The sequence below is a fragment of the Aeromonas sp. PS2Canimalfood6 genome, assembly GCF_048276795.1.
Classification (GTDB): domain Bacteria; phylum Pseudomonadota; class Gammaproteobacteria; order Enterobacterales; family Aeromonadaceae; genus Aeromonas; species Aeromonas caviae.
The window spans coordinates 1-1,349 of the sequence record NZ_JBLUXC010000129.1 but is presented as its reverse complement, the minus strand read 5'-3'; the positions used below and the strand labels follow the sequence as shown (position 1 = coordinate 1,349).

The following is a 1,349-nucleotide window of genomic DNA, read 5'->3' as shown; positions in this document are numbered from 1 at the left end:
GGGTCTAATGAGATGGTCACCCCCACCCTGTGAGCGGTACGCTGACAGGGTGTTTTTCTTTCAGGAGAGGCCATCATGGAAAACGTTGCGCTTATTGGTATTGATCTCGGTAAACACTCTTTTCACATTCACTGTCAAGACCGGTTCGGCAAGGCTCTTCTTCGCAAGAAGTTCAACCGGACAAAGCTCATCGAATCCCTCGCAACTTTTCCTGTATGCACCATCGTCATGGAGGCATGTGCCGGAGCCCATTACATGGCTCGTCGGCTGGCTGAATTTGGGCATGAGAGTAAGCTCATTTCGCCTCAATTCGTGCGCCCATTCGTCAAGAGCAACAAGAACGACTTCATCGATGCTGAAGCTATTTGCGAGGCCGCCTGCCGTCCCTCCATGCGGTTTGTAACGCCCAAGACCGAAAGCCAGCAAACGTTGGGAGCACTGCATCGTGTGCGCGAATCGTTTGTGCGCGATCGGGTTAAGGCATCGAACCAGATACACGGCTTTTTACTCGAATTTGGCATCAGTCTGCCCGTCGGTCATGCCGCCATCAAGCGCCTGCCTTCTGTGATGGCTGAACACGAGTTACCAGCGCGACTGATTACCATGTTGGAGAGGCTGCATGCCCATTTCAAGTATCTGGAGCAGCAAATTGCCGAGATCGACAAGGAACTGGCCAGCCAGCTTGGCGATGACGATCTTGGTCAGCGTCTGATGACAATCCCTGGTGTCGGCCCGATCACTGCCAGCGTGTTGGCCGCCGAGCTCGGTGACGGAAAACACTATCGATGTAGTCGTGATTTCGCGGCGTCAGTCGGATTGGTACCACGCCAGTACAGTACTGGGGGCCGGGCAAACCTGAAGGGTATCAGCAAGCGTGGCGACAAAAATCTTAGACGATTGTTGGTGCAATGTGCACGAGCCTATATGCAACGGCTAGAGCGGCAAACGGGACGATTGGCTGATTGGGTCAGGTCTATGTTGACTCGGCGGCATTCGAATGTTGTGGCTTGTGCACTAGCCAACAAGTTGGCCCGCACGGCTTGGGCGCTGGCGGCACGGCATACCGAATTTCGGGCAATGCCAACCTGACGCGCCCCTATTTACTTTTGTACTGACACACCCACCTGGTTTTGCGACTGTGATATTGGATGACGTGAACGGCATACCGGCCTGACTGATAACCTGGCAAAAGAATAGGCTTTCTAGGCCGAGGGTCTTTTTAGGACAGTCAGGCGCGATTCTCATCGTGGCGCGGAGAACATTCTCCATCAAGACGCCGGATAGATTTAAGCAAGCCAACCACAACACCCGAAATCAAGGTTGCAAAAAAGGGGGTGACCATAGATTTT

Annotated in this window: 1 protein-coding gene; it reads left to right on the top strand. The window is 53.4% G+C overall.

Features of this window, described 5'->3' with window-relative positions; genetic code table 11:
- Positions 1-75 precede the first annotated feature (75 nt).
- Entirely contained in the window at positions 76-1,089 is a 1,014-nt protein-coding gene (locus ACNPAA_RS20845) for an IS110-like element ISAeca3 family transposase (protein WP_052815087.1), read from the top strand.
- The last annotated feature ends 260 nt before the right edge of the window (positions 1,090-1,349 follow it).